The sequence below is a fragment of the Sphingorhabdus sp. genome (genome assembly GCF_044357595.1).
Classification (GTDB): Bacteria; Pseudomonadota; Alphaproteobacteria; order Sphingomonadales; family Sphingomonadaceae; genus Sphingorhabdus_B.
Window position 1 is genome coordinate 21,314 of sequence record NZ_JBIKPH010000003.1, and the last position, 22,854, is coordinate 44,167.

At 52.9% G+C, this 22,854-nt stretch carries 19 protein-coding genes and 1 riboswitch; of the genes, 6 read left to right on the top strand and 13 right to left on the bottom strand.

Translation table 11 applies throughout. The features are described 5' to 3' along the window. Nucleotides 1-3: 3 nt before the first annotated feature. Nucleotides 4-486, bottom strand: a complete 483-nt coding sequence (locus ACIQ2T_RS01025) for a hypothetical protein (protein WP_397589190.1) — start codon at nt 484-486, stop codon at nt 4-6. A gap of 264 nt (nt 487-750) precedes the next feature. After that, nucleotides 751-848: riboswitch (SAM-I-IV-variant riboswitch) on the top strand. On the opposite strand from ACIQ2T_RS01025, the gene ACIQ2T_RS01030 reads away from it, so the two are divergent. From ACIQ2T_RS01030 to ACIQ2T_RS01040, 3 genes are read left to right on the top strand one after another with little or no spacing between them, the layout of a single operon-like run. Further along, a complete protein-coding gene (locus ACIQ2T_RS01030) occupies nt 849-1,253 on the top strand; it encodes a hypothetical protein (protein ID WP_397589191.1) in 405 nt (134 codons plus the stop codon). A 20-nt stretch (nt 1,254-1,273) separates the two neighbouring features. After that, on the top strand, nt 1,274-1,501 hold the full coding sequence (locus tag ACIQ2T_RS01035; RefSeq protein ID WP_397589192.1) for a hypothetical protein: 228 nt from the start codon (nt 1,274-1,276) through the stop codon (nt 1,499-1,501). Next, nucleotides 1,502-1,732 (top strand): hypothetical protein, encoded by a 231-nt coding sequence (locus tag ACIQ2T_RS01040; RefSeq protein WP_397589193.1) that lies wholly within the window; start codon nt 1,502-1,504, stop codon nt 1,730-1,732. It begins immediately after the preceding gene. Between the two features lie 149 nt (nt 1,733-1,881). Here the strand turns inward: ACIQ2T_RS01040 and ACIQ2T_RS01045 are convergent, their stop codons facing one another. Next, entirely contained in the window at nt 1,882-3,204 is a 1,323-nt protein-coding gene (locus ACIQ2T_RS01045) for a DUF4041 domain-containing protein (RefSeq protein WP_397589194.1), read from the bottom strand. 82 nt (nt 3,205-3,286) lie between these two features. Continuing rightward, entirely contained in the window at nt 3,287-3,748 is a 462-nt protein-coding gene (locus ACIQ2T_RS01050) for a hypothetical protein (protein WP_397589195.1), read from the bottom strand. Between the two features lie 239 nt (nt 3,749-3,987). Between ACIQ2T_RS01050 and ACIQ2T_RS01055 the strand changes: the two genes are divergently transcribed. Then, nucleotides 3,988-5,952, top strand: coding sequence for a DUF2075 domain-containing protein (locus ACIQ2T_RS01055; protein WP_397589196.1), 1,965 nt, complete (start codon nt 3,988-3,990; stop codon nt 5,950-5,952). A 203-nt stretch (nt 5,953-6,155) separates the two neighbouring features. On the opposite strand, the gene ACIQ2T_RS01060 is transcribed toward ACIQ2T_RS01055, so the two are convergent. From ACIQ2T_RS01060 to ACIQ2T_RS01080, 5 genes are all read right to left on the bottom strand, one after another. After that, complete coding sequence (locus tag ACIQ2T_RS01060) at nt 6,156-6,500, bottom strand: hypothetical protein (RefSeq protein ID WP_397589197.1); 345 nt, start codon at nt 6,498-6,500, stop codon at nt 6,156-6,158. A 113-nt stretch (nt 6,501-6,613) separates the two neighbouring features. After that, nucleotides 6,614-7,888, bottom strand: coding sequence for an amidohydrolase family protein (locus ACIQ2T_RS01065; RefSeq protein WP_397589198.1), 1,275 nt, complete (start codon nt 7,886-7,888; stop codon nt 6,614-6,616). A 113-nt stretch (nt 7,889-8,001) separates the two neighbouring features. Continuing rightward, a complete protein-coding gene (locus tag ACIQ2T_RS01070; RefSeq protein ID WP_397589199.1) occupies nt 8,002-8,652 on the bottom strand; it encodes a phosphatase PAP2 family protein in 651 nt (216 codons plus the stop codon). Further along, nucleotides 8,649-10,040, bottom strand: a complete 1,392-nt coding sequence (lpdA, locus tag ACIQ2T_RS01075) for a dihydrolipoyl dehydrogenase (RefSeq protein ID WP_397589200.1) — start codon at nt 10,038-10,040, stop codon at nt 8,649-8,651. The genes ACIQ2T_RS01070 and lpdA overlap by 4 nt, the downstream gene beginning before the upstream one ends. Before the next feature lies 1 nt (nt 10,041). Then, nucleotides 10,042-11,331, bottom strand: coding sequence for a pyruvate dehydrogenase complex dihydrolipoamide acetyltransferase (locus ACIQ2T_RS01080; protein ID WP_397589201.1), 1,290 nt, complete (start codon nt 11,329-11,331; stop codon nt 10,042-10,044). A gap of 152 nt (nt 11,332-11,483) precedes the next feature. Here ACIQ2T_RS01080 and ACIQ2T_RS01085 point away from each other — a divergent pair, with 152 nt between their 5' ends. Further along, complete coding sequence (locus ACIQ2T_RS01085) at nt 11,484-11,939, top strand: universal stress protein (RefSeq protein ID WP_300035849.1); 456 nt, start codon at nt 11,484-11,486, stop codon at nt 11,937-11,939. A 31-nt stretch (nt 11,940-11,970) separates the two neighbouring features. On the opposite strand, the gene rnr is transcribed toward ACIQ2T_RS01085, so the two are convergent. From rnr to phaR, 3 genes are read right to left on the bottom strand one after another with little or no spacing between them, the layout of a single operon-like run. Then, the gene (gene rnr / locus ACIQ2T_RS01090) at nt 11,971-14,241 is read right to left on the bottom strand and encodes a ribonuclease R (protein WP_397589202.1); all 2,271 of its coding nucleotides are present in this window, start codon (nt 14,239-14,241) and stop codon (nt 11,971-11,973) included. Nucleotides 14,242-14,244: 3 nt separating this feature from the next. Continuing rightward, nucleotides 14,245-15,774, bottom strand: a complete 1,530-nt coding sequence (gene proS / locus ACIQ2T_RS01095; RefSeq protein WP_397589203.1) for a proline--tRNA ligase — start codon at nt 15,772-15,774, stop codon at nt 14,245-14,247. A 26-nt stretch (nt 15,775-15,800) separates the two neighbouring features. Continuing rightward, complete coding sequence (phaR, locus tag ACIQ2T_RS01100; RefSeq protein WP_397589204.1) at nt 15,801-16,367, bottom strand: polyhydroxyalkanoate synthesis repressor PhaR; 567 nt, start codon at nt 16,365-16,367, stop codon at nt 15,801-15,803. 447 nt (nt 16,368-16,814) lie between these two features. Here phaR and ACIQ2T_RS01105 point away from each other — a divergent pair, with 447 nt between their 5' ends. Beyond that, complete coding sequence (locus ACIQ2T_RS01105) at nt 16,815-20,033, top strand: TonB-dependent receptor domain-containing protein (protein ID WP_397589205.1); 3,219 nt, start codon at nt 16,815-16,817, stop codon at nt 20,031-20,033. Between the two features lie 110 nt (nt 20,034-20,143). Here ACIQ2T_RS01105 and alr read toward each other — a convergent pair whose 3' ends face one another. Then, nucleotides 20,144-21,187, bottom strand: coding sequence for an alanine racemase (gene alr, locus ACIQ2T_RS01110; protein WP_397589206.1), 1,044 nt, complete (start codon nt 21,185-21,187; stop codon nt 20,144-20,146). Nucleotides 21,188-21,218: 31 nt separating this feature from the next. Continuing rightward, on the bottom strand, nt 21,219-22,805 hold the full coding sequence (locus ACIQ2T_RS01115) for an MFS transporter (RefSeq protein ID WP_397589207.1): 1,587 nt from the start codon (nt 22,803-22,805) through the stop codon (nt 21,219-21,221). Nucleotides 22,806-22,854 lie beyond the last annotated feature (49 nt).

A 22,854-nucleotide genomic window follows, 5' to 3' on the forward strand; every position in this document is an offset into this window, starting at 1 on the left:
CTGCTATTCCTTTGCAGCTTCAGCAGGCGACACCGGCTGCACCTCATCCGGTAGGTATTTAACTACTATCATTCGCGTAACAGTTTTGCTGCCCCCCATAGCAAGAAATCCGAAGAACGGACTTGCACTCCCAAAGCCACCCGTCTTTCCGACTTCATCTTGGCTTTCGACTATGACTGCATTACCTCCGGCGCGCTTAACCTTAGAGGCGATGCTGGGACTGCCTATGGCATGGCCTCCATCCATTAGCTCATCGCGCCTGTCCTGAACAAAGCCGATTATCTGATATCTTCGTGGCGGTGTGCCCGTAGTCCAATAATCAATCCCATTTTTTGTGATCTTAGTGCCGCCTTCGCCTGTCGCAACTTTTGGAGGCCCCTCATAGATCGCAAAGTCAATTTTTGCTTGCGCGAACGCGGGCACAGACAAAAATGGCACAATCGCTAGCGCCATGGCTAATGTAATCACGTAGATGCTTCGCTTCATGTCAAAAACCCCATTTAATCAATATAGGCTATATCTCTTTTTAGCGATGAAACTTCGTTCTCAAGTTCCTCGATCCTAGCAAGCAACCGCCGATCGTTGCCTGTTAAATAGCCAGTTTCTTTGATGCGCACTGCCGCTTCCTTTTTAATTTTCAGTCGGAGTTTTTATAGTCCTAGTTGGTACGCAATCGATTTTTGGTCAATCTACATTTACCTTCATCCAGAAAATTCCGCTTGAACTATCCAACCGATCGGCTGATAACAGCATCATCGTTCAGAAGGGCTTTAGCGCCCTGCCAACCGACCAACTCCGGCACCGGTGGCAAAACAACGAGGCTCGCAAGAGCAAACAAGGAGGTAAATATGGCTAACGATGCTACACTTGAGGGGTTCCGCCTCTCCTACGGTCGTGGACGCTGCTCAAGTGTAATCCTGCCCCATGCAATGATTGCCGACACTAGGGACGACCTCATTGGGTGCCTTGCTGCGAAGCTTCTCAATACGCCCGGCGGCTGGTCGCCGACGAAAGAGAGCATGCGGCAGCACCTCGAGCGTCTTACATGCATGCACGGCTACGAAGGCGCCCTGCTCGACTATCGGGACTACCAACTGACCCGCGTTGGCCAATCGTTTCAATACGACGTACCGCAAGGCAAGAGGGGCTTCCTCAACCAGTTCGCGGGAAACAGGGTTCGGCTGGTGTGCACGCACAACGGACCGTTTCGGAAATGGGTGCGTGTTGGACTTGTGTGGCATGGCTGTGAGTGAAATGAACGGAAGGACTGAAGATGGTTTTTGTAAAGACTAAATGGGGTGGCTTTCACAAGCCGCCTTACACGGAAGAAGAACAGTTGGAGATTGCGCGGCGTACGACGGGCGCGGTGGCTTATAAAAGCCACCAGCACCGTCATCCTCCTCGCCCAAAACACCTATCGTCGAAGAAGAGCTTCAAGCCTTACGGTCAGTCTCCACCTTCGGCTAAGGCTGTCGTTGGAAGCCTTGAGAAGGAGGGGTAAATGGTCGAACGAACAAAGCACATAGCCGCCCGCGTTGACGATGCATCCTCGGAATGGGAGCGCTTTCGACCGAAAGACGACCCTTATAGCACGGACCCAGTCGTTTGGGCACGGGCCTACAACCAACGCGAGCCTGTGTCGGAGATGGACCTTGTTTACTGGTTCGAGTGCGCGATGCACGCGGCACGAACCGGGTATTACGATCCAGATCCACCGATGGACGGCGACTAAACGCAGCGAAAGCAAGATCGCCCTTCAGCTATCTGCGTTAGTAAGCGCTCAGGCCATTGAGCACGAAACGCTAATCGCCACTGGGAGCTATCAAAGTAAGCCCGCAAGCCGTTTCCTCAGCTTCTCAGATGCTTCCTCATTCAGAGCAATTAAATGGAGAGTGGGAACTCAGCTTCACGTTTCGTTTGTTCAGCATCTAAAATCTGATTTCTCTTAAAAATTGTTTCTTGCCATTGCTGTGCTTCACGATCCTTTATGAACGCCGCATCTGGGGCAAGGCGCTTAACGGCCTCCTCAACGCTATCGAGGCTGACACGAAAAAACTCTTTCCTCATATTTGATAAGTTTACGCGGTGGGCATGGAATTCGGAATGCAAACTAGCCTCCAGTTTGAGAGCTTCGCCTGAATAAATCATAGCATGTGTATCGAAGGTAAATGGGACACTGGCATCACCCAGCTCTCGAATGCGATCATCGGGGTCAAGGCGACGAGTAACGCCGATTTTGACGATACCTTCCCCAAAAGAACCCACGTTTGAAATTACGTAGACAAAACCAGTTGATGTTAGTTCGGCCATCGACTTTGCTCGTTCAGTTCTTTCATGAGCCTCGGCAAGTAATTGCTCTAATTCTTCGATGCGTTGGCGTAGCTTCGTATCTGTATCAGCACCAGCTGATGCGCGAACTTCGTTTAGTTTCGATTGCCATCGTTTCTCTTCCAGCTCGGCATCATATATATCTTGCCGAAGCCTCGCTTCCTGGCGTTCATTGCTTCTTAGCTCGGCAAGCCTATCCCGCTCCTGTTTCTTATGTTCTCGATGTTCGTGGGTGACCTGAAGTTCATCGATTTTTAGCTGTACATAACGTTCTGTTATTGACAGCATCATGCTTTTATTGGCTTTGTTAATTTGTTCTGCGGCGTTTATTATACGCTTTTCCATTGCGTTAGCATTGTTCCATTTGGTGTTTGCTATTGCTGCCTCACATTCACTGTTGAATGCGCGTAGGGATAGTTTTTCCTGCCGTTTAACTGCCGTTCGTCCCTGAGACAGGCTACCATTCATGGTCCAATTAGCATCGCAAATAGTAGCAAGGCCCATCGAAATCAGGGCTTTTTGTTCATTGCGAATTAAAGCAATTCTTTCCTTGAAAAGCTCACCATCATTAAAGGCGAATTGTGGCTCATACACGCCAAATTCTGCGAAAGAGAGAGTGTCGTCGTAAATTGCAATTTGCTCTTCGAGACGCGTCAGTATCGATCTTTTCTCTTCATATGTTGATCTTGCTTCCTGAGTATCTTGTAATATGGATGCTAGACTTTGTGAGAGCTTCTCAGCTTCCTCTTCAAGAGAAGTTATTCCCGCGTATTTGATTGTCAGCAACTCGCGCTGCTTTTTTTCTTTCAGCCAAAAAACTAGCAATATGGAGACAATGCCAATCAACACCACAAGGCCAATTATCAAACCGTTCATTTTTCAACCTTTTTATTTCTAACTCGCTAATTTGTTATGATAACAATTGGCGCGATCCATTAAATCTTCCAGATGCAAATTCCTAATGATCCGGGTCTTCACCAGCCTCGTATGCATTCCTCATTTCGTCGACCTTGTCGTCAACTGCGTCATCAAAAGCCTGTCCACCTTCGTAGAAGGAATTACTGTTACCGGGAGTTGTATACCCGTTGTCCGCCCGCCATCTCCATCCTGCTTCGTGACCTGAGCAGTCGCTTGTGCACCCATAACTGTAATCATAATTTTCTGACGCAAGATCATCTTCTGCCGCTTCTTTTGCTGCATCCTCATCAAATGGCTCGCGTGTGTCATCTTCGTGGTCTTCAATGACGCTTTCGGCAGTGCCATACTCAGCAATTAGATCTGCCGCTTCATCGTCGCTTATCCCCAGTTCGGACGCGACCTGCTGTTCATCTTCTGAAGGGGACCCTGAGCAATTGTAAATTGCTAACACGGCCAAAATGGCGAGTACAATTCCGCCACCGCTATCAGAGTTATCTGCCATTTGTGTTCATCATCCCTAGCAAAGCGATTGCCCCTCCAATCGTCTGATGCCACCGTTCTACTTCGATATCATAATGCAAGTCGAGCAGATAAACGGATTGCAATCTAGTATGCTAAGTGAACACAGAGCGCTGGCACGAGGCAAATACAATTGCATTGTGACCGGCTCATTTAGACTTAGGTTAACCCCGCCTAATAATCGACGCTGGCAAAACATAACTCAACGATTATGCAGTGCTTATGAATGATGCGTATTTCGCGGCAACGCTTAAAGACTTCCTCGCCACCTCCGATGAGGCAATCTTGGGTGAACTGACCCAAGCCCATAACCATGCGCTTGAACATCAGCAGCGGGACGCATGGCGGGATGAAGTTCGGTATCTCCGTTCGGCATTGTCCAGTATCGACGATGCATACGTTTTTCTTGAGTTTTCGATCCCGCGGATGGGGAAGCGGGCAGACGTATTGATCGTGCTTGGAGGTGTAATATTCGTTGTCGAGTTCAAAGTTAATTCGGCGAGCTTTGACAGCTATGCGATCGATCAGGTGCACGACTACGCATTGGACGTGAAGAACTTCCATCTGGGCAGTCACGCACATCCGATCGTTCCGGTCCTTATTGCGACCAAAGCCTCAAGCGGCGTAATTAGGCAGCCCGAATGGGCGGTAGACGGTGTCGCCAAGCCTATCCTCGTTGGGCAGACCGGTTTGGCCGACGTACTTGCCATGTGCGTTCAAGTTAAGCCCGCAACGCCGCATATCGACGTAGCTGCATGGAGAACATCTGGTTACCGTCCGACGCCAACAATCATCGAAGCGGCGGAAGCCCTGTATCGTAACCACGCGGTTGAAGAAATATCGCGATCAGACGCAGGCGCGAAAAACCTGCAAACGACGTCTGATATGATTGCGGCGATCATCGACCGATCGAAGTCGGAAGGTCGAAAGTCGATATGCTTTATTACAGGTGTACCCGGTGCCGGTAAAACGCTGGCTGGATTGAACATCGCGGCGAAGCGATCCGAGAAGCATGAAGACGAACATGCGGTCTTCCTGTCAGGCAATGGGCCTCTCGTGGACGTGCTACGCGAAGCACTCGCCCGAGACCAAGTCGCTCGCGAAGGCAGTAAAAAGACCGACGCGTATCGGTCGGTCCGCGGGTTTGTTCAGAACATACATCATTTCCGTGACCACTATGTTGGGAACAACGAACAGCCTTTTGAAAAGGTTGTCGTGTTTGACGAAGCCCAGCGGGCGTGGACGAGCGATCAAGCTTCGAAATTCATGCAGACGAAGCGCGGTCATCACGACTTTAACATGTCCGAGCCAGAATTCTTGATCAGCGTCATGGACCGTCATGACGACTGGTGCACCGTCATCTGCTTGATTGGTGGTGGGCAGGAAATCAACACAGGTGAAGCAGGTCTGTCCGAATGGTTGGCCGCTTTGCAGCATCGTTTTGCAGACTGGGACGTGCACGCATCTTCATTACTCGATGATCATCAGTACACGATCGATGCAAAGGCGACCGAGTTGCTCGATGCTGGCCATATTGAGAAACATCCAGACCTCCATTTGTCGGTCTCGATGCGATCATTTCGGGCGGAGCGAGTGTCATCATTCGTCAGTCTTTTGTTGGACGGAGACGCCGCAAATGCGCGCGATGTCTTCAACGACTTGTCTGACCGCTACCCGATAACGTTGACGCGTGACCTTTCACGCGCCCGTGAGTGGCTCAGAGGCAAGGCAAGGGGAACGGAACGGTACGGCCTTGTAGCATCGGCAGGAGGCTACAGGCTGCGTCCTGAAGGCGTTCACGTAAAATCAAAGATCGATCCGACATCGTATTTTTTGAATGACCGATTTGATGTGCGCTCGTCCTACTATCTGGAAGAAGTCGCTACACAGTTTGACATTCAGGGTCTGGAACTAGATTGGGCCGGCGTCTGCTGGGATGCTGATTTGCGTCGGGCTGACGATGCTTGGCAGCATTACGCCTTCAAGGGCACCAAATGGCAGCAGGTTCGCAACGAGACGAACCAGCTGTACCTCCTGAACGCTTATCGTGTCCTGCTCACGCGCGCGAGGCAGGGTCTGATCATTTTCGTGCCTCACGGCGACGGAAAGGACCCCACTCGACCGCCAGCCTTTTATGATGAGACGTATGCGTTCTTGGTTTCGTGCGGCGTTTCCGAACTCAAATAAGGTAAGCCCAGGACGCAACGGTCGCCCGGTGCTTGCTATGTGATTGCTGCCCGCCCTGCTCTACTTGCATCAAGCAGGCCTGTTGCTTTAGCTGAAGTGGTGGGATAAGTGGTGGGACAAATCCCATTACTTAGAAAAATTTAAGTAAAAAGCTTGTAATTGGCGGACACCCTGTCCGCCAATTATCGCTGCCTGTCGCGCTCTTATTTCTCCGGCGTCAATTTCGCGCCGCCTTCGATGTTCTCGTTAAAGCTGGTGACGATAGAATCCACAATCATCTGGATTTCTTCCGATGCAAATTTCTCCGCTTCGGTCTGGCTTGATCCATAAGACCGCTCTGACTTTAAAAGGATTTCCTTATACGCCGCGCGCTCCGTCGGGCACGCCGCGTCGGAGGTTTGGATGAAAGCACTCGGGCTCGCTTTTTCGCTAACTGCGTTGTTGTGCACTTCGATCATACAATTGTTGAACGATTTACGCGCATTGTCCATGGCGTCACCCTTCATAGCGGCCATGCTAAGCAGTGCAGTTGCGATGATAGTTATCATGTTCCAAAATCCCCGATGTTCTTGACCTGACGGTTCTACAACCGCTGGCGCATCCAGTTTACACAATCGTCATGGTGCAATCAATGCGCCATGACGGGTTGATGTAAACTGAATTATTGCACGACCTTGCCGCCCTTAATCACGGCATCGACCGATTCCAGTTCGCGCACATCAGCCAAAGGATTTCCATCCACGGCGATGATATCGGCAAAACGGCCAACCGCGATGGCGCCCACATCTTTCTCACGATCAAGCGCCTGCGCCGCATTGCGGGTAGCTGCTTGAATGGCTTCCATAGCCGTCATGCCATATTGCACCATGATCTTGAACTGACCGCCAACCAAGCCGTGCGGCATCACGCCGGCGTCGGAAGCAAAGACCATTCGAACGCCGGCCTTGTGTGCCTTACGGAAATTGTCGCGCTGTATTTGCGCGACCTCGCGGTCTTTACGCAAATTATCCTCAAGCACGCCATTTTTGGCGCCTTCGGCCTGCGTATAATCCGTGTTGTATACATCCATGGAGAACCAGACCGGACGCGGCCGTGCCACGGCAAGTTTAATCCCCTCATCATCGACAAGGCTGGCATGTTCGATGGTATCAACACCGCCCTTTATCGCCGCCTTGATTCCCTCTGCGCCATGCGCATGCGCCGCAACGCGCAAGCCCCATTGATGCGCCTCATCCGCAATTACGCGGAGCTCGCGCTCGGAAAGCTGTTGTTGGCCGGGCTCGGTGTTGCGAGAGAATACCCCTCCTGTTGCGCACACCTTAATGACCTCAGCGCCATATTTACGCTGACGGCGCACCTGGTACCGCAATTCGTCTTCGCTGTCGGCGATACCTTCTTCCTTGCCGGATTTTTCGAGGCTTGGTGGTAGGAAGGTCGAGTCACAATGACCACCTGTTGCGCCTAAAGCATAGCCAGCGGGCACAATGCGCGGGCCCGTCGCATATCCGTTTTGTATGGCTTGTTTTAAACCAATATCGTTGCGGTTGCTTGAGCCGACGTTGCGGACGGTCGTAAACCCAGCCTTGAGCATCGCCTGCGCCGATCCAACCGCCGTCATGCCCCAGAAACTGTCGGTGAATTCAAGCCCGCGGTAACCGCCTATGTCAGCAGGACCATCGAGATGGACGTGCATGTCGATTAGGCCAGGTAAAAGGGTTTTTCCGGACATGTTGATATGCGTGACATCGCTGCCCCATTTGACGGTGCGCGCGTCAGCCATGCTGGTGATGCGGCCGTCTGACCCGACAAAAACTGCTGGAAAGTCTATGGTTTTACCGGTCAAAACGTCGATCATCTTGTCAGCAGTAATGACCGTTGTTTGCGCCCGCGCTGTGCCAGGCAAAAGTGCTGCGCCCGTTAACACCGCGACTCGCATATTCCGTCGTAAATTAGCCATTAACTGCATGTTTCACGTCCCATAAATAATCAGTGGACCGTAAGGTGACAAATTACCGGCGTGTAGGACAGTAAAAATTAGCGCCCCGTATTCTAAAACTTTTGGACAGTTGGGTCTTTGTTCTGCCGTTGCTCCCGGCGGAAGGAAATGACCGCTGCAGCCATTAACGCAAAAGACGTCCCAAGCATCCATCCGCCGATGACATCTGTTGGCCAATGGACATTTAGCAAAATACGGGAAAGACCCGTAAGCAAAATCATCGCCGCAGCAGCCAATTGCCAAGCAGGATGGCGCGCTTGCGGAACGAGCATGATGAATAGCAAATAGACCACAGCTGCGTTGGCTGCATGACCGCTTGGAAATGCCGGGCTGCTGATCAGATCAAGTTGCGGGACCAGATCAGGACGAACACGCGCGAAAAAGTTTTTTAGTATGTCGGACGTCATTGCGGAGGCTAAGGTCGCAACCGCCATTGCCAATGCTGCCCCCCGACCCGACCAGCGCCAAAGTGCAAGGGCAAGACTGCCAACGATGACATAGCGCTGAATACCGCCACCAATCCAACTAATGCCTTGCATGACAAGGATGAGCCAATCAGGCGAAACGCCGCGCTGCATGTTTAGGGCGTGTGATACGGCAATGTCAAAATCATGAAAACGCCGTGCTGTGACGGCAAAGCCCAAAGCAATCGTTGCCGCAAAGAGCAACAAGCCAGATGCAAACAGACGTGCGGACAAAGTCACATGTGCAACATCTTGCCATAAGCGCCCAAGACGCTTTCGTGCATCATCTCGCTCAAGGTCGGATGCGGGAAGACTGTGTGCATGAAATCGGCTTCAACCAGTTCAGCAGTTTTGCCGATTGTGTAGCCTTGAATAAGCTCAGTCACCTCCGCGCCAACCATATGCGCGCCAAGCAACTCACCAGTTTTGGCATCGAACACGGTTTTGATGAAGCCTTCTGCCTCACCCAGTGCAATCGCCTTGCCATTACCCATGAACGGGAAATTGCCAACCTTGACGTCATAGCCTGCCTCTTTGGCTTTGGCTTCGGTGAGGCCGACGCTTGCGACCTGTGGATGGCAATAGGTGCAGCCGGGGATGTTCAGCGGGTCCATCACATGCAGATGCCCGCCAGCAATGGTTTCGGCAGCAATCACGCCTTCATGGCTTGCCTTATGCGCCAACCAAGGCGGGGCGGTAATGTCGCCAATCGCCCAAAGGCCCGGCACGTTGGTGCGGCAGCTAGGTTCGGTTTTCAGAAAACCGCGATCCATCTCAACGCCAAGCGCTTCCAACCCGATATTCTCGGTATTGGGGACAATGCCAATGGCGACAATGCAATGCGTGAACTCAGATGCCACGACTTTGCCATCCTTGCCCTTAATGGATGCCGACACGGCAGTGGCAGTCGCCTTCAGGCTTTCGACACCCGCCCCGGTCATGATGGTCATGCCCTGCTTTGTGAGCGCCTTTTCAAGGAAGGCCGAGACATCAGCATCCTCGACCGGAACGATGCGATCGAGTATTTCAACCACGGTTACATCTGCGCCCATGTCATTGTAAAAGCTCGCGAATTCTATACCAATTGCGCCAGATCCAATAACAAGCAATTTCTTTGGCATCTCGGGCGGCACCATCGCGTGGCGATAGGTCCAGATGCGCTCTCCGTCTGCGGGCGCAAAGGGCAAATCGCGGGCGCGTGCGCCGGTGGCGATGATGATGTTCTTCGCGGTTAGTTCCTCGGTCTTGCCATCCTTGGTGACCGAGAGTGTATTCGCCGCTGTCAGCTTGCCATCGCCCATATGGACGGTGATCTTGTTCTTTTTCATCAGATGCGTGACGCCTTGATTCAACTGCTTGGCAACGCCACGCGACCGCTTCACCACCGCGTCGATATCCGCGCTTATATTGGCCGCCGTCAGGCCATAATCGCCCGCATGCTGCATATAGTGATATATCTCCGCAGACCGCAGCAGTGCCTTGGTCGGAATGCAGCCCCAGTTGAGGCAAATCCCGCCGAGATTTTCACGCTCAACAATCGCGACTTTTAGCCCAAGTTGCGCCGCACGAATGGCTGCGACATAGCCACCGGGGCCCGAGCCGAGGACGACCAGATCATAATCAGCCATTTTACGCCACCAAGCCCAAGGGCTTCTCTACAAGTCCCTTGAACACCTTCATGAACATCGCTCCGTCTGCGCCGTCGATGGCGCGGTGGTCGAAGCTGCCGGTAGCCGACATGACTGTCGCGATAGCGAGGGCGTCATCGACAATATAGGGCCGCTTTTCGCCTGCTCCGACTGCTAGGATCATGCCTTGTGGCGGGTTGATCACTGCGTCGAATTGCTTGATACCCATCATACCCATATTGGAAATAGATGCGGTGCCGCCCTGATATTCATGCAGTTGCAATTTGCCTTCCTTGGCGCGGGCAGCAAGTTCGCCGACTTCGGTCGAGATTTTGGACAGCGACTTGTTCGCAGCGTCCGTAATGATTGGCGTTATGAGGCCAGTGGGCACCGAGACAGCAACGCTGATGTCGGCGCGCGTATATTGCAGCATATTATCACCCGCAAAGCTGACATTGCACTTCGGCACCTGAACCAGCGCCAACGCCAGTGCCTTGATCAGCATATCGTTTACCGACAGCTTGATACCGCGCGCCTCCAAAGACGCATTGAGCTCTCCGCGCAGTTTTAGCAGTGCGTCAAGGCGCACATCGACGGTCAGATAGATATGCGGCACCTGTTGCTTGGACTCGGTCAGGCGGCGCGCAATAGTTTTGCGCATATTGCTGAGTTTGATGACCTCGTGCGGGATGTCGGTGTTTATACCTGCTGTGGGGATCGGAGACAGCGCTGCGGCCGCCGCAGGGGCCGAATGCCCAACCGTTACCCTCGGTGCGTTTTTCGCTGCCGCCTCAACATCTTCCTTGACGATGCGGCCATTGGGGCCGCTGCCGGTTACGCGGCTTAGGTCAACGCCCTTTTCTGCCGCTATCCGCTTGGCCAATGGGCTGGCTATGATACGTTCGTCATCGGAGGATTGTTTCTGCGCATCAACTTTTAATATTGTTATCGGCGTCTCAATCGACTTTGACACGACCTGCACTGTTTTTGAAGCTTCGGGTAACGCAGCTGCCGGTGCGGTTGATTTTGGCGCAGGTGCCGCGTCCTCATCCTGACCCTGAATCATCGCGATTACCGTGCCAACCTTCACGCCGTCGGTTCCTGCGGCCACGAGCAGTTTTGTGACGACCCCGTCATCAATCGCCTCGAACTCCATAGTCGCCTTGTCGGTCTCAATCTCTGCCAATAAATCGCCTGAAGAAACGCTGTCGCCTTCCTTCACAAGCCACCGCGACAATGTGCCTTCTTCCATGGTGGGGGAAAGCGCGGGCATTTTGAGTTCGATGGGCATTGGGTAATAGCCTTTTTTGGACTTCGTTGATAAACCCGAATAGCCAAGCTTTCCCAAGCGTCAAGCGTGATTAGGTTGCCAATCATGCAATTTTCGCGCAGTCTAACTTAAATCACAAACGGCTGGCGACAAAGCCGGTTCCGGGGGAATGTATGCGGACATATCTGGTGGTCATCGACGAAACCGAAGAAGCGCGCCTCGCTCTGCGTTTTGCGTCACGTCGTGCTGCCAAAACCGGAGGTGAAGTGCATATCTTAGCCCTCGTTGAGCAGGCTGATTTTGTCGCATGGGGCGGCGTTCAGGCAACCATGGAAGAAGATGCCCGCGACCGGGCAGAGCAGCTTGTGACTGCTGCGGCGGGTTCAATTTTCGACGAAATGGGCGTTCGCCCTGCCATCACCGTCAAACCCGGCGAAGCAATCGACGTGGTGAAGGTCATGCTCGAGGAGCATCCGGGCATTGCGGCGCTTGTGCTTGGCGCCGCTGCCCAAGGCGCACCGGGACCGCTGATAGCGCACTTTACCGGCGTCAATGCCGGGACACTGCCCTGCCCGGTCATGGTGATTCCGGGATCACTCAGCGATGCGCAGCTAGATGATTTGAGTTAATTGCTAATATGGGGCAACGCGGGGTCCGAGATTAGCGCTTTTTCCCTTGATGCCTTATATTCCCGGGGCGCCCGCGCTTTCCGGCGTCATATTTTCCAGACCTGGGCTTGCCTTTATGCTTGAACCGGTCAGGCGAAAAGCTGCCGCCTTCTGGTAACTCGAACCGCAGAGACCCTGAAATGGGGTTTGCCTCGGCCAGACGCAGTTCCAGTCGCATTCCCGGGCGATATTCCTGCCGCGTTTTTTCACCGATTAGTGTTTGGCTTGCCTCGTCATAATGGAAATAGTCTTTGCCCAAGGTTGAGACTGGAACCAAGCCATCCCCTCCAACCCCCTCAACTGTCGCGAAAAATCCAAAATTCTGTACGCCCGTGATGCGCGCTTGAATGATTTGTCCGACCTGCGCGGAAAGATACGCCGCGATATAGCGGTCAGTCGTCTCACGCTCGGCTTCCATCGCGCGGCGTTCGGTGCGGCTAATGGCTTCGGCAGTTGCCGCCAGCTTCGTAATGGCTGCCTCGGTGATGCCAGTCGTCGGCTCAACATCCTTCAACTTGGGTTTGGGCATCTCAAGCCCGTAAGAACTCACCAGCGCCCGGTGTACGATCAGGTCGGCATAACGGCGGATTGGCGACGTGAAATGGGCGTAGCTACCCAGTGAAAGGCCAAAATGGCCGACATTATTGGGGCCATAATAAGCCTGCGTCTGGCTGCGAAGCACCGCCTCCATGATCTGCGGGCGGACCTCCTCGTCAATGACTTTCTCAAGGATCGCGTTTAATGTCTCTGGTTTCACCACTTGACCCAACGCGAAGTCGATTTCAAAGGTCTTGAGATATTCCTTCAGCGCAACAAGCTTTTCGCGGCTTGGCGGCTCATGGGCGCGGTAAATTAAGGATGATTTCTTGACTTCCAATGCCTTGGCAGCCGCAACATTTGCAGCGATCATGAAATCTTCTACCAAGCGATGGGCTTCAAGCTGCTCGCGCACAGCAACTCCAATCACACGGCCCTGTTCGTCGAGCGTAATTCGCTTCTCGGGTAAGTTAAGCTCCAATGGCCCGCGTTTATGCCGCGCCTTTGCGAGAAGCCGCCAGCAGGCCCAAAGCGGCTTGAGAGCGGTTTCGAGCAACGGGTTTTCCATCTGCCCATCAATTGCGGCCTGCGCGTCGGGATATGGGATATTGGCAGCAATTCGCGCGACCGCTCGGGTGAAGCGCCATGACGTAACTTGGCCTGTCTTGCCAATGGACAGGTGACAGGCAAGTACCGCTCGGTCCTCCCCTGCCCGCAAAGAACATTTGTCTGATGACAAAGCATGCGGAAGCATGGGCACGACCAAGTCGGGGAAATATACGCTATTCCCGCGCTTAGACGCCTCGTGGTCCAAGGCGCTTCCAGGACGAACATAGTAACTAACATCCGCAATCGCCACGATCGCGTCAAAACCGCCGGTTTCGGCATTGGCGGTAGCCCAAATTGCATCGTCAAAGTCGCGTGCATCGCGTGGATCGATAGCGATTATGGGCAAATGGCGCAGGTCTTCGCGATTGTCATTGGTAACGGGCAATTCCCGCACGCGTTCTGCCTCGCGTTCAGTCGCCTCCGGCATTTCAAACGGAATGCCATATTTGTGAATGGCGATAAGGCTGAAACTTTTGGGCGCAAATGGGTCGCCAAGTACTTGCGTGACCCGCGCAGATTTTTTGTGTGCGTTGCCCGTCAGTTCGGCCAACACAAGCTCGCCGGCCTTCGCGTCGCCAACATCCCCGATTTGGGTATCAAAGCGCGCCTTTTTGTCGACCGACTTTAACCAGTAGCGGCCATTTTCTCCGCCTTCGACGACGCCCAATATTTGCTCGCTGCCCTTCGCAAGCTTCTTCATGATATGGGCAACCCAGCCACTGCCGCGCTCTTCCGTGCGTGCCAATATCCGCTCGCCAATACCCAGGGCCCCGCGCTTACCTTTGGCCTCAATCACCCGAATTTTAGGCAATGGAATGCCTTCGGCTTCCCAATGTTCGGGAACGGCAACTGCTTGGTCACCGTCAATCGCCACAATTTTCAGCACTGTAACCTTCGGCACGCCGCCCATTTTGTGAAACGCGCGGCCCGGGGCCATATCGATTAGCCCTTCATCGGTCATGTCCTTCAACAACGCCTTAAGCGTAATTTTTTCATTACCGCGCAAACCAAACTCACGTGCAATCTCGCGCTTGCCCGCAGGCTCCTTCGACGTCTTGATAAATTCCAATATCTGATCGCGGGTGGGGAGCCCCTCAAATTGCGCGTATTTGGTCATGACCTAATAGGTCCGCCCTATCAACATCCGCTCCACCGCGGGCGCGCCTGTAAAGAAGCAAGCGCCGTCCGAAGGTAATGCGTCTACTGGACTGTTGCGCATGGTCAGCTTTAGCGCTTTGAGTTGCGCGACAATCTCGTCGAGCGCAACGCCGCTTGGCCGTGCCCATTGCACTTCAATCCAGCCAGCAAATTTCGCTTCATCGCCGGCAAAATGCTGTGCAAGGTCAGTTACGTCGCGACGAATATTGGCTTCGAGACGTTCCTTCGCCTGTGCATATAAGGTGCCTTGGATGTCTTCCAGCATCGCGGCTGCTGAGGCCACAAATGCATCGCGGGGGGTAAATGCCGTCGCAAGCTTGCCATCTTGCTTGTAAAGTTGGTCGCGGCGAATGACGGCGGCTTTGCCCTCGCTCATGTCCCGTGGGCCGACTTCGACAATGATAGGGGGGCCTTTCTTTACCCAAGCCCAGCGTTTGTTTGATGCCTTTGCAGCCTTGGTATCGAGCAGCACCCGCAGGGGTTCGCCAAATGCATGGTGTGCCAACAATTCGGTCCGCAGACTGCGGCAATATTCCAAAACCGCATCGTCTTCGTCATTGTCGCGCAGCATGGGAATGATCACAATTTGGTGCGGTGCAATTTGCGGCGGGCAACGCAAGCCATCATCATCGCCATGCGTCATAATGACGCCGCCGATCATGCGCGTGGAAACACCCCAGCTGGTTGTATGGGCAAACTGCTGATTGCCCTCTTTGTCCTGATATTTGATCCCCGAAGCTTCGGCAAAGCCCGTACCGAGATAATGGGAGGTTCCGGCCTGCAACGCTTTGCCATCCTGCATCATCGCTTCGATGCTGTAGGTTGCTACTGCACCAGGAAAACGCTCATTCTCAGGCTTCTCGCCGGCCACGACTGGCATCGCCAGCGGACCTTCAGCAAAGGCACGGTACATTTCGAGCGCGCGCAGGGTTTCCTGCATGGCGTCCGCGCGGTCGGCATGCGCCGTATGACCTTCCTGCCACAAAAACTCGCTGGTGCGCAGGAACATACGCGTGCGCATTTCCCAGCGGACAACATTGGCCCATTGGTTCACCATCAAAGGCAAATCACGCCAGCTTTGCACCCATCGGCTCATCGCTGCGCCAATCACCGTTTCCGATGTTGGACGAACAACAAGTGGCTCTTCCAGTTTTGATCCTGGGTCGGGGATAAGCTTGCCATTGCCGTCGCTTATAAGGCGATGGTGCGTGACCACTGCCATTTCTTTGGCAAAGCCCTCTACATGGTCGGCTTCTTTTTCGAAGAAGGACAATGGGATGAACAATGGGAAGTAGCAGTTTTCAACGCCAGCGGCTTTGATTTCCGCATCCATCAGCTTCTGGATGCGTTCCCACATGCCATAGCCCCAGGGCCGAATGACCATACAGCCGCGCACGCCTGACTCTTCGGCCAAATCGGCTTCAGAGATGACTTCTTGATACCAGCCCGCGAAGTTTTGGGCGCGCGTAACACTTAATGCATGTTTTATCAAAATCTTACCTGTAAATATATGTGAGGTTATAAAGCTTTGTCAGTCGCCATTTTGTCGATCTTGGCCTGCAGTGCAGCGATTTGTTGCTTAAGGTCCGCAATGCTGTCCTCGTGCTCGCTTTTCTTGCCGGTTAAATTGCCCAAATTAGGCATAAGCGCCTCGCGCGCTGTCCGCAGGAATTCGATGTTCTGTTTTGCCAGATGGCCAAAAGGACCTGACGTGATGGCGGTTTCAATAACGTCCTGGACCTGTCTTTGGTTTTTGCGGAAATTATCCATCGAGGTTTCGAGAAATTGCGGCACCATTCCCTGCATGGAATCCCCATACATCGCGATAAGCTGCTTAAGAAAACCTACTGGAAGCATCTGCTGTCCGTTATTTTCCTCATCCATAATGATCTGCGTAAGGACGCCGTGGGTTATATCTTCGTTGGATTTTGCATCAACGACCTTAAAATCAATATCCTTGCGCGTCAGTTCTGCGAGGAAATCGAGCGTGATATATTTGGACGTATGGGTATTATAAAGCCGCCGATTTGCGTACTTTTTAATGATGATTGGGCCATCACCGTTTCTGCTGGCTGCACGTGCCATAGTTGATCCTTCCCCGAATACTCTGTCACTACTAGCACCAAGTTATAGTGCACTGCAACATTGGCGCGTGAAGGCGCGCATGAGGGTAAGGTTCAAGCGCTGTTCGTAATCCTATTTAAAGAAACGCATTTCTTATAAAATGAACGACACAGCGGTCTTGCATCAAGCTTTCTAAGCGACAAAAGGTTCAAAGCGCTGCCTCGGCCATATTTTTTGTGCCTCAATTTTCAAAGGCTGTTTTTGGGTACATTATCATTATTCCTCTGCGTAAGGATATGGATTATATTGATATCATTCAGAACATACAGTCCATGTACCGGTGTTGCTTCACTGCAACATTGTGACAGGAATTGGACATTTTTAAATTCAAACTATTGCGCATTGCGAAGCTATACGCTTTAAGCAAATATTAATAGAATATTAACATTCATAGGTCGGGAGCGTTTCATGAAGAAGTCAGGTTTTTTGATTGCTGGGTCTGCCATCAGTCTCGCATTGTTCAGTGCCGTGCCGTCATATGCACAGGTCGCGCAGGCTGATGAGGCGAAAGCCAATGAAGACGAAGCCGATGATGTGGAAGCCGAAGAGGAAGGCACTGCCCAACCCATTCTGGTAACTGGTTCACGTATTGCACGTCCAACATTGCAGTCCGCCGTTCCATTGACTTCGGTAACCATTGAAGATCTGACCGGCACCGGTGAACTTTCGCTTGGTGACGCTTTGAACGATCTTCCGTCGCTGCGTTCGACCTTTAGCTCCGGCAACTCTAGCCGCTTTATCGGCACCGCCGGTCTCAGCCTTCTCGACCTTCGTGGGCTTGGTACAGACCGGACGCTGGTTCTCGTCAACGGCCGCCGTCACGTCACATCGACACCAGGTGATAATGGTTTTGACGTCAACACGATACCAACCGACCTGGTTGAGCGCATTGATATCGTCACCGGCGGTAATTCGGCTATTTACGGCTCGGATGCTGTTGCAGGTGTTGTTAACTTCATAATGAAGCGTGACTATGACGGCATTACGGTGCGCTCACAAGGCGGCATTTCTTCGCGTGGTGACCGCGGATCATATTTTGTCAGCGGTGTTGCTGGGCAGAATTTTGCAGATGGCCGTGGTAATGTTGCGGTAGCGGCGGAATATTCGCGTCAGCAGCCGCTTTATTTCAATCAACGCGATCGATTGACTGGAGCGGCATCCGGCCGCTGCCAGTTCCAGCAGACTGACCTTCAGGGCACAGCTGGTGGCGAAGTTGGCTACAGCGCTACTGACGGTATTCCCGATAACTCTTTCCTATGCGGCATCAAAAATGGTTCGCTCTCGGACGGAGGCACGGTCTCCGGTTTTACAACAGGCGTAAACGCTGGAAAATTCCTCCGTTTCAATGACTTCGGTGATCTATTTATTGATACTCCAACGCAAAACTTTGCTGGCGTTGGGTCCGGTAACACTCAAGGTGGTTTCGGCTCTACCCTGCGTAACACTGGAAGCCTTTTGGCTGCTGTTGACCGTTATGCGGTCAACCTTTTGGCGCATTATGACGTGTCTGACGCTTTCAAGCCGTTCATTGAAGCAAAATATGTTCGCACTGAAGTTTCAGGTGAAGGGCAGCCTAGCTTTTTTACAAGCGTACCTGGCACACTTGGCGGTCCTGCATTTAGTTGCAGCAACGGTTTCTTGACTGCACAGAACATCGCGCTTCTTCAGGCAAATGGTCGCTGTGCTACTTTGGCGACGGGTACATTCCCACTGGCACGCTTTAACATCGACCTCGGCGGTCGTCGTTTTGAAGGTACGCGCGAAACTTACCGTGCAGTTGCAGGTATTGAAGGCACGTTTAATGATGACTGGAACTACGAACTTGCCGCTAACTACGGCCGGTTCAAGGCTGTAGGCTTCAATACAAACAACCTCGTTATTTTTACGCAGGATGGCGAAAATTATGACGGGTTCAACCTTGCGGTTGACGCGGTTGTTGCTCCTGCCGGCTTCACGGGTACAAACTTTGTAACAAACGCTGCTGGCCAGCGGGTTATTTGTCGCGTCAATGCCGTCACCAACGTCAACGCGGCCTGTATTCCAATCAACGTATTTGGTCAGGGGCGCGCCGATCCGCGTGCGCTTGACTTCATCAATACTGAGGGCCGTACAGACGAGTTTGCAAGTCAGTTCGTTGCATCGGCATTTGTCGGTGGTGATCTTTCGCAGGTGTTTGAAATGCCAGGCGGTCCAATTGCCTTTGCTTTCGGTGCTGAATACCGTGAGGAAAAAGCAAGCATCGATTATGATGAATTGACATCAAGCGGCGCGACCTTCCTAAACGCACTTCAGGACTTCCGTCCACCAGCATTCACCGTAAAAGAAGCTTATGGCGAAGTTCAGGTTCCGTTGTTGAAGGATGTTCGCTTCGCTAAGGAACTGTCGGTAAACTTTGCCGGACGCGTTTCAGATTACAACACAGCAACTGGTACGGTTTATGCGTACAATATTCAGGGTGTTTATGCGCCAATCGAGGACATCCGCTTCCGCGCCGCGTACGCCACTTCGGTACGTGCGCCAGGGCAGGGCGATTTGTTCTCGACAGCATCTGAAAACTTCGCGTTCATTAGTGATCCATGCGATTCGGTCTCGCCGGGGAGCGCAACAGCAGCGAACTGCCTTGCAGCTGGCGTGCCTACCACGGCAAACGCGGCATTGGTCGCTGCCTGCGCTTCGACTGCATTTCCCGTTGCTTTGGGAGCTTCATTCATTAACTGCACGGCGCGCACGGCTTCTACGGGCTTCTTATCGGGTGGAAACCCCACTTTGATCGAAGAGAAGGGCAAGAGCCTGACGCTTGGTTTCGTAATTGAGCCGAGCTTCATTCCTGGGCTCAGCTTGACTGTTGATTATTACAAGATCAAAGTTGAGGACCTAATCGCCTCGCTCAGCGCGCAATCAATCATCAGTCTTTGCTACGGCAATGCATCTGGAATAAACAACCCGTTCTGCGCCACCGTGCAGCGGGATCCGGCAACTGGTCTTTTTGTTGAACCTGCAGTTATTTCTGGCGGGGTTAACTTTGCAGCTCAAAAAACAAAGGGTATCGACTTCGACCTCGCCTATCGCAAAACTTTTGACAATGGGGATCGTATCACAGCGCGTTTGATTGCCACTCGGGTGTTGACACTAGACAACTACACCGACCCAACCAATCCGGTGGCGCCGAACCGTCAGAGAAGCGAACTTGGTGACCCGTCATTGTCGGCGAGCTTCTCGCTTGGGTATGATTTCGGCGATTTCGACCTACTGTACGCCGCGCGTTACATCGGCAAACAGACGATCGGTTCTTATGAAACACAAAACAGCTATTTTGGCCAGTGTCCTTTAACGGGAACGTTCAAAGGCCTCACTGGCCCCGGCGGTGGAACTTGTGACGCTGTGCTTGGTAACATTGTGAAGCTGGCTCCAGCCAACGTGGACGCATTCCCACAGATCTACTACCCAGATGTCTTGTATCACGACATCCGCTTTGGATTTGACGTAGGGACTGATTTCCGTTTCTATGCTGGCGTAAACAACCTCCTCGACACCCAGCCACCACTCGGCCTGCTTGGCACCGCCGGTGGCGATCCATTCGACAGCTTCGGCCGTAACTTCTTCGTTGGGATCAATGCTGATTTCTAAGGATTAGTGTTCAACAGATAGAAAAGGGCGTCCATTGTGGCGCCCTTTTTTTTTAAGTCTTTATGCGTGCTGACCAATCGTGGGAGGCTGACTGAAAACTAACCGATTATTTAAAGCCATACGCGCGCGAACCTTGAACCAAGATTGGTCAGCAGTTCATATTGCGACAGCCCAGTTAGGGCGGATGTAGATATCAGATCATAATCTAACTCTACCCAATCGCCTTCGCCTATGTCGGGAGTCGCAGTTAGGTCCAACGTGACCAAGTCCATCGACACGCGGCCAATAACAGGGACTTTGTGTCCACTGACACGGGCATTTCCCTTGCCGGAAAAATCCCGCAAATAGCCATCGGCATAGCCAATCGAAATCGTGCCCACACGCGTATTCGACGTGCAGATATGTGTCGCATTATACCCAATCGGTGTTCCCGCTGGAACATCACGCACCTGAAGCAGCCTTGCCGAAAGCGCGACCACCGGTTTGATGAAGGCTGCCATTTCCGCGCGTGCGATCCCGCCGTAAAGGCTAAGCCCTGGGCGGGTTAGGTCAAAATGATAGTCATCGCCCAGCATGATGCCAGCGCTGTTAGCCAAGCTACGCCGTTTGGCGTTGACGGTGGTGATAACAGACTGAAAGCTCGAAAGCTGTGCGCTGTTCTGCGCCACGTCTGCATCGGCTGAAGCTAAATGCGACAGCAGCAAATCAACCTCAACGTCCTGAACTACTGCGGCCGTGAGTTGCTCTGGCTCCAGTCCCAAGCGGTTAATGCCGCTATCGCACATGACATGGCATCGCCCCCCGCCTGATGTGCGCCACAACGCCACTTGTTCAACTGTGTTCAAAACTGGGATAGCGCCCAAAGCGCGCGCGCCTCGGACATCCGGTGATGATATGCCGTTCAGGACTGCTATCCATTCGGGTGGAATGAGATCTGCAATCGCTTCTGCTTCGCCCCAATGGGCAACGAAAAAGTCGCGGCACCCTGCATCACGCAACCGCGCAATGACTTCACGCGCACCAAGGCCATAAGCGTCCGCCTTAACAGCAGCTCCGGCACGAGCAGCGCCGCTGCGTTGATCGAGCGCCCGCCAGTTGGAAACCAACGCAGATCCGTCAAGGGTTAGGCGCAAGGGAGAATCAAAATCCGTCATTAACCGCCTCTCGCCCCTGCCCCTTTGCCTGTCAATCCAGCTTGGTCTTTCCCGAAGTTTCCGGCAGCCAGATCAACGCAACAACAAACGCCAAAGCGGTAACCCCTACGGTATACCAAAGCCCAGAGAATGGTTGCCCCGTCTGCGCCACGATATACTGAGAGATATAGGGCAAGAACCCGCCAAAATAGCCTGCGCCAATATGATAGGGTATCGACATGGAGGTGTATCTGATTTTCGCCGGAAACATTTCCACAAGGATCGCGGCGACCTGGCCATAGGTCATCCCCGACAAGGCTACCATCAGGAACACCGCCAGTATGATTTTCCATGGCTGACGTTGCGCAGGGTCGGGCTTATCGGGATAGCCCGCCTTTTCTAATGCCGCGACATACGCCTTTTCGTCAAAACCTTGCAACTGAGTGTTTCCGACATTCAGGGATACAGTCGCTCCGGCCTGCTTGCTGTAAGCAATGCCGCGCTTCGTTAGAAAGTTTAGCGCCTGCCCGCATTCACTTTCATGCACACGATTGAGGACATTGAAATCACATTCGGGCATCGACAAGGTAACAGGGTTGCTCGCTGTGGCCCGCGCAAGCGCTGGGTTGGCTGCATCCGCCATCATCCAGAAAATCGGAAATACACCCACAATCGATAGGCCATAACCGAGGAGAAGGAGACGTTTCCTGCCCCATTTATCTGACAGCCAGCCACAAGCCACATAGGTTGGCGCAGCCAAGGCAGCGCCCACAGCCATATACAGCAGCGCATCCGTTTCCGGAACCCGGGCGGTCCCCGTGAGGAAGTATAAGGTGCCGAATTGTGAGGTGTAATAAATGACGGTCAAACCAGCAGCTACACCAAACAAAGCGACGAAGAGGCGACCAATATTGCCTGGATATTGGAAGCTTTCCAAAAACGGGTTTTTGGAAGTGGTTCCAGCGGCCTTCATGGCCTTGAAAACCGGGCTCTCCGATAGCTTGAGCCGCATGTAGAGAGAAACCGCCAGCAGGCCAATCGATGTCAGAAACGGCACACGCCAACCCCAAGCTTCAAACGCCTCCGTACTCATAGACTGCCGCGTGATCAGCACGACAATAACTGCGAGTAGAAAACCGCCCGCAACCGATGCCTGAATCCAGCTAGTATACTGCCCCCGTTTGCCATCAGGCGCATGTTCGGCGACATAGATTGCAGCACCGCCATATTCCCCACCAAGCGCCAGTCCCTGAAGGCAGCGCATGAGCAAGAGCAACCCTGCCGCCCAGACACCAGCAGTTTCAAAGGTTGGAAGCAAACCGATTGCTGCGGTGGCAACGCCCATCAGGGTGATTGTGACAAGAAACGTATATTTCCTGCCAATCTTGTCGCCGAAATATCCAAACAGTATCGCGCCGAACGGCCGCACGCCGAAACCTGCACCAAAAATTGCAAGCGACGCCAATGTCGCAGCGGTAGGGTTATCGGCGGGAAAAAACAGCTTCCCGATCAACGCTGCCAATATACCGTATACGAAGAAATCATACCATTCGAACACAGTACCAAGCGATGATGCCGTGATAACAAGGCGATCGCGCTGCGGATCAAGTGTGACTTCGGTATCGGCGGCAATGGCCATGATATTCCCCTATAAACGCTCTATGTGTGTCTTAATGCCAATGTTAAAG

Excerpts from the sequence above, each read along its gene's own strand:
- ACIQ2T_RS01025 (WP_397589190.1), bottom strand. The coding sequence starts at position 486 with ATGAAGCGAAGCATCTACGTGATTACATTAGCCATGGCGCTAGCGATT.
- ACIQ2T_RS01030 (WP_397589191.1), top strand. The coding sequence starts at position 849 with ATGGCTAACGATGCTACACTTGAGGGGTTCCGCCTCTCCTACGGTCGT.
- ACIQ2T_RS01035 (WP_397589192.1), top strand. The coding sequence starts at position 1,274 with ATGGTTTTTGTAAAGACTAAATGGGGTGGCTTTCACAAGCCGCCTTAC.
- ACIQ2T_RS01040 (WP_397589193.1), top strand. The coding sequence starts at position 1,502 with ATGGTCGAACGAACAAAGCACATAGCCGCCCGCGTTGACGATGCATCC.
- ACIQ2T_RS01045 (WP_397589194.1), bottom strand. The coding sequence starts at position 3,204 with ATGAACGGTTTGATAATTGGCCTTGTGGTGTTGATTGGCATTGTCTCC.
- ACIQ2T_RS01050 (WP_397589195.1), bottom strand. The coding sequence starts at position 3,748 with ATGGCAGATAACTCTGATAGCGGTGGCGGAATTGTACTCGCCATTTTG.
- ACIQ2T_RS01055 (WP_397589196.1), top strand. The coding sequence starts at position 3,988 with ATGAATGATGCGTATTTCGCGGCAACGCTTAAAGACTTCCTCGCCACC.
- ACIQ2T_RS01060 (WP_397589197.1), bottom strand. The coding sequence starts at position 6,500 with ATGATAACTATCATCGCAACTGCACTGCTTAGCATGGCCGCTATGAAG.
- ACIQ2T_RS01065 (WP_397589198.1), bottom strand. The coding sequence starts at position 7,888 with ATGCGAGTCGCGGTGTTAACGGGCGCAGCACTTTTGCCTGGCACAGCG.
- lpdA (WP_397589200.1), bottom strand. The coding sequence starts at position 10,040 with ATGGCTGATTATGATCTGGTCGTCCTCGGCTCGGGCCCCGGTGGCTAT.
- ACIQ2T_RS01080 (WP_397589201.1), bottom strand. The coding sequence starts at position 11,331 with ATGCCCATCGAACTCAAAATGCCCGCGCTTTCCCCCACCATGGAAGAA.
- ACIQ2T_RS01085 (WP_300035849.1), top strand. The coding sequence starts at position 11,484 with ATGCGGACATATCTGGTGGTCATCGACGAAACCGAAGAAGCGCGCCTC.
- rnr (WP_397589202.1), bottom strand. The coding sequence starts at position 14,241 with ATGACCAAATACGCGCAATTTGAGGGGCTCCCCACCCGCGATCAGATA.
- phaR (WP_397589204.1), bottom strand. The coding sequence starts at position 16,367 with ATGGCACGTGCAGCCAGCAGAAACGGTGATGGCCCAATCATCATTAAA.
- ACIQ2T_RS01105 (WP_397589205.1), top strand. The coding sequence starts at position 16,815 with ATGAAGAAGTCAGGTTTTTTGATTGCTGGGTCTGCCATCAGTCTCGCA.
- alr (WP_397589206.1), bottom strand. The coding sequence starts at position 21,187 with ATGACGGATTTTGATTCTCCCTTGCGCCTAACCCTTGACGGATCTGCG.
- ACIQ2T_RS01115 (WP_397589207.1), bottom strand. The coding sequence starts at position 22,805 with ATGGCCATTGCCGCCGATACCGAAGTCACACTTGATCCGCAGCGCGAT.